The organism is Mycetocola sp. (assembly GCF_025464835.1).
Classification (GTDB): Bacteria; Actinomycetota; Actinomycetes; order Actinomycetales; family Microbacteriaceae; genus Mycetocola_A.
The window spans coordinates 1-4,099 of the sequence record NZ_JAODMP010000061.1 but is presented as its reverse complement, the minus strand read 5'-3'; the positions used below and the strand labels follow the sequence as shown (position 1 = coordinate 4,099).

Below are 4,099 nucleotides of genomic sequence, written 5' to 3'. Positions count from 1 at the left end.
GGGCGGCGCTGTCGCGGAACAGTCTCCACTTATCGGGGCTCTGGCTGATGTCGGGCACCGACACTGTCTCGCCCGTGGTGAAGCAATCGACGCACGGCCCGGCCTGGGCGCCGAGTTGCATGACCTCTACCAGGCGAGACGCCTCGCTCGTCGACGCGACCACTTCGAGGGTTCCATCCGCGTCTGTCAGCAGGATGCCGGCTGCCGTCACGTCAAGCAGGTCACGGCAGTTGTCCACAAGCGTCTGCAGGAGTTCTACCGCGTCATAAGTGTCTACCAGCGTGTCGGCAAGGGCTGCGAAGGCATCCACGAGCTGTCCTTCCCTTGTGATCTCGGTCATGGTGACTCCTCGATTCCGGTGTCGCTCATCGAGAAGTTGAGTCGCCGGTCGACGATGTCTTCTGCGATTTCCTGCATACTGCGCCCCGTGGCGAACGAGTGAGCCTCAATGACGAGCCGAGCTTCGTCTGGAGGTAGATCGAGTTGGGCGAGCACCATTCCCGTTGCCTGGTGAATGATTCGGCGCGAGAACCGCGACTCCGGCAGGGCGTCGCCGTCCCGGTCTGTTCCCACCCGCTCGAGTGCGCGGTGGAGGATGAGCCGGCTGACCACCGAAGCAAACGCCGCGCACTGGCGCGTGTGAAGGTCGCTGAATGGCTTTGGCTCCACCGAGTACAGGTCCATGGCGCCGAGCTTGAGGGGGCCGACGAAGAGGGGAAATGCGTAGAGGGCGCCGATCTCCTGGTTCTGAATCGCATCCGAGAAGGCCGGCCAAACCCCGTTCGGCTTTTGCCGGATGTTCGGTTCAAGCACGGGTCGCATCGTGCCGAACGCGTCCCAGCATGGGCCTTCGCCGAGGTCGAACTGCAGCTCGTCGAGACGTGCTGCGGTGTCGTCGGATGCTGAGACGGTCTCGTTCCCGAGGAAATCTCCCAGCGTTGAGATGGCGATGCCGGTGACCGGCAGGGCCTGGATGATCGGTCCGGCGAGTGCGCTGTGAGGAGGTGTCGGGCCTGTCAACACGTTCATCGCGTCGGCAAATGCATCAGGCACAGCAACCTCCCTCGAATGCTCCCGCCGGGGTCGGCTGTACCCCTTGCGTCCATATTAACCCTCAGCCGGGCGAGGACTTTTCTCCATGCGGTCCACCGCCGGGTGCATTGGGTGCTCGATGTCACTCAGCCGGGAGATCCAACGAACACTCCGCGGTTTCCGGGTGACGCTCTGCATAGCGCGAAATCCCGATTGCACAAGGGCGAGATTTCGGCTTTCTCCGAATGTAGTGTGGGCCAATCACACGCAGCAAGGCCCACCGTGCGAGCGTGAGCGTGCCTCTGCTTGTGATGTGGCGGGGCGCCGCTCTTCAGGAACGAGGGAAGCTGAGATGTCAGACCAGACCGAAGACCGCAATTCAGACCAGCCGGGTGTCGACGCAACGCCTCCGCCTGACTCGACCATTCCCGCTTCCGACACCGGTGTCGCGGTTGGATACACCGGGGAACCATCGACGTTCGAGCCGGAAGAGGGCGTCCCGGCCGAGGACGGCGGAGTCGGCTCCGGGGCGGGCGGCTCTGCAGAGTCCGCCGGGGGAGGAACCGGCAACCGCTCCCAGGAAGCACAGGGGATGGAAGGCGACGACCTCTCCGCCTTCCAGAGCCCCTGGGATGACTTCCCCGGCCACACTGCCTAAGGATCTTCCATGCGCATCGTCATCGTCGGGGCCACCGGCAATCTCGGAACCGCTCTGCTCCGCCGGCTGCACAACGAACCGACGGTCAGCGGCATCGTCGGTGTCAGCCGCCGGCTGCCCGATCGCAGCACCGCACCGTACAACGGGGTCGCGTGGCATGCGCTCGACATCGGGTCGCCCTCGGCGCCCAGGCACCTCGCCAGGATCTTCTCCGGCGCTGATGCCGTCGTCCACCTCGGCTGGGCGCTTCAACCCAACCACGACGAGGCAGCGCTCTGGCGTACCAATGTGATCGGGACGAAGAACATTCTTGCGGCGGTCGCTGCTGCCCGTGTGCCGCAGTTCTCGTATGCATCGTCGGTCGCTTCGTACAGTCCAGGGCCGAAGACGATGCGAGTTGACGAGCGCTGGCCGACCGGCGGCATCCCGTCATCCCACTACAGCAGGCACAAAGCGATCAACGAGCGTGCGCTCGACCGGTTCGAGGAGAACTATCCGTCGATCGTCGTCAGCCGGTTGAGGCCCGGGTTCGTGTTCCAGCGAGAGGCGGGCAGCGAGATCGCCGGGCTGTTCGCCGGGCAACTGGTGCCGCTTGGCTGGCTGCGATTCGTCCGGCCGCCGTTCGTACCCATGCCGAGGCAGTTCGTTGCGCAGGTGGTGCATGCGGATGACGTGGCGGATGCATTCTGGCGCGCGCTCGACCGCGGCGCTGCCGGGGCGTTCAACATCGCTGCCGAACCGATCATCGACCCGACGGTTGCGGCATCCGTTCTCGAATCCCGGTGGCTGCCGGTCCGCCTGAGCATTCTGCGCGCCCTGGTTCAGGTGACCTGGAAGCTGCGGTTGCAGGTCGCCGATCCTGGGTGGGTCGACGCCGGGGCGATGGTGCCGGTGATGTCGACGGCTCGGGCGCGGGATGAATTGGGCTGGTCTCCCAAAGTCGCGTCGACGGTGGCGCTCGGCGAGATCGTGCGGGGGATGGCCGAGCACGCGAACGTGGAGGCGTCACCGCAACTGCGGGGGTGAGCGCCTCGCGCCCCTATCCTTCTCCCGTGCGGATGGCCTGCGTACGTTTCGCAGGAGATTGCATGAAGATCAGGATGCTTTTGCGAGATTGCTCCTGCGAATCGTGCGATCTCCTGCAAATCGTGTGCGGCAGCATCCGCGCGAGGGTTAGAGCGAACCCTGGATCTCGTTGCCGGCGGGCAGCGGCTCCAGACGGGTGACGTCGACCGGGCGCGCGAGCTTGCCATCGAGGGCCGTGTTGAGCGCCGCGACCGCCGGGCCGGCGCCATGGGTGTCGAGGAGCTCGGCGGATTCCCACTTCTCGATCATGAGGATGGTGTTCTCCGGCGTGCGGTGGATCGCGTAGAGGATGCATCCGGGTTCCTCGTGCACCGCGGCGATCGCCGGCAGGAGCGCTTCGTGGACGGCGTCGAACTGGCCGTCAGCCGGAACGAAATGGGCGGTGACTACGAGGGGACTTGTCATGGGATCCCGATGTTACATGGTCAGTAAACCCGATCCGCCCCGACCCGACCCGCCCCGCACCGGAACAGGACTGGACCATGAACCGTCGTGCTCGACGACGATCGCATGGTTTCTGCAGCGGATACGGCATTCAGGACGGATGAAGCGGCATCCTTACTCAGCGTCTGCGTCGACGAGTTCGTAACCGGCTTCGTCGACGGCGGCGCTGACGGCATCCGGGTCGAGAACCGACGCGCTCGTGACCGTGACCCGCGACACCCCACCGTTGTTCAGCAGCACGTCGACCGACTCGACGCCCTGGATCGTCTCAAGCTCATTCATCACCGACGCGATGCAGTGGCCGCAGGTCATGCCGGTAATCCCAAGGACCGATGTGACCGGTCCGGCCGACACAGACGCCGCAGGCGCCCCTGTCACGGATTCCGAACGCACCGTGGGTGCATGAGCTGCCTGGCTGCAGGCGCATCCGCCCCCGCCGCCGCAGCAACCCCCGCCGCCCATGCTCGAGGCGTTGGAGTCGGAGCGCTTCTCGGTCAGTCCGAGGTCGTTCAGAGGGCCGGTCGTCATGGGAATCTCCTTGGTCAGTTGGGGTGTTCGGGATGTCAGGACCGCACGAGCCGTGCGATGGCAGCGGATGCTTCGCGCAGCTTCTCGTCGGCGACCGGCCCGCCCTCGCGGGTGGCCTCGGCGACGCAGTGGCTGAGGTGGTCCTCCAGTAACTGGAGGGCGACCGTTTCCAGGGCCTTCGTCACGGCAGACACCTGGGTGAGGATGTCGATGCAGTACGTATCGTCCTCGACCATCCGCTGGATGCCGCGGACCTGCCCCTCGGCGCGCCGCAGCCGTTTGGTCAGGTCGGCTTTGTTGTCGACGTAGCCGTGCATGGGTCCTCCTCGATAGCGCCGTTCCAATATACCC

General features: G+C 65.3%; 7 protein-coding genes. 2 read left to right on the top strand and 5 right to left on the bottom strand.

The window, feature by feature from the left end:
• Positions 1-340, bottom strand: a 340-nt coding sequence (locus JWP90_RS07430; RefSeq protein WP_297361866.1) for a GAF domain-containing protein, incomplete at its 3' end; no start/stop codon positions are given.
• Positions 337-1,053 (bottom strand): GAF and ANTAR domain-containing protein, encoded by a 717-nt coding sequence (locus tag JWP90_RS07425; RefSeq protein ID WP_297361863.1) that lies wholly within the window; start codon positions 1,051-1,053, stop codon positions 337-339. The genes JWP90_RS07430 and JWP90_RS07425, both read right to left, overlap by 4 nt.
• Before the next feature lie 331 nt (positions 1,054-1,384).
• Between JWP90_RS07425 and JWP90_RS07420 the strand changes: the two genes are divergently transcribed.
• Positions 1,385-1,690: a hypothetical protein gene (locus JWP90_RS07420; protein WP_297361860.1), complete on the top strand. Its 306-nt coding sequence runs from the start codon at positions 1,385-1,387 to the stop codon at positions 1,688-1,690.
• 9 nt (positions 1,691-1,699) lie between these two features.
• The gene (locus JWP90_RS07415; protein ID WP_297361857.1) at positions 1,700-2,716 is read left to right on the top strand and encodes an NAD-dependent epimerase/dehydratase family protein; all 1,017 of its coding nucleotides are present in this window, start codon (positions 1,700-1,702) and stop codon (positions 2,714-2,716) included.
• A 147-nt stretch (positions 2,717-2,863) separates the two neighbouring features.
• Here JWP90_RS07415 and JWP90_RS07410 read toward each other — a convergent pair whose 3' ends face one another.
• From JWP90_RS07410 to JWP90_RS07400, 3 genes are all read right to left on the bottom strand, one after another.
• On the bottom strand, positions 2,864-3,181 hold the full coding sequence (locus JWP90_RS07410; protein ID WP_297361854.1) for a putative quinol monooxygenase: 318 nt from the start codon (positions 3,179-3,181) through the stop codon (positions 2,864-2,866).
• A 153-nt stretch (positions 3,182-3,334) separates the two neighbouring features.
• A complete protein-coding gene (locus tag JWP90_RS07405; protein WP_297361851.1) occupies positions 3,335-3,748 on the bottom strand; it encodes a heavy-metal-associated domain-containing protein in 414 nt (137 codons plus the stop codon).
• Between the two features lie 35 nt (positions 3,749-3,783).
• Positions 3,784-4,065, bottom strand: a complete 282-nt coding sequence (locus tag JWP90_RS07400; RefSeq protein WP_297361869.1) for a metal-sensitive transcriptional regulator — start codon at positions 4,063-4,065, stop codon at positions 3,784-3,786.
• Between the last annotated feature and the right edge of the window lie 34 nt (positions 4,066-4,099).

What these genes read in the sequence shown, in the direction of transcription:
- JWP90_RS07420 (WP_297361860.1), top strand. Translation starts at nt 1,385, where the DNA reads ATGTCAGACCAGACCGAAGACCGCAATTCAGACCAGCCGGGTGTCGAC.
- JWP90_RS07415 (WP_297361857.1), top strand. Translation starts at nt 1,700, where the DNA reads ATGCGCATCGTCATCGTCGGGGCCACCGGCAATCTCGGAACCGCTCTG.
- JWP90_RS07410 (WP_297361854.1), bottom strand. Translation starts at nt 3,181, where the DNA reads ATGACAAGTCCCCTCGTAGTCACCGCCCATTTCGTTCCGGCTGACGGC.
- JWP90_RS07405 (WP_297361851.1), bottom strand. Translation starts at nt 3,748, where the DNA reads ATGACGACCGGCCCTCTGAACGACCTCGGACTGACCGAGAAGCGCTCC.
- JWP90_RS07400 (WP_297361869.1), bottom strand. Translation starts at nt 4,065, where the DNA reads ATGCACGGCTACGTCGACAACAAAGCCGACCTGACCAAACGGCTGCGG.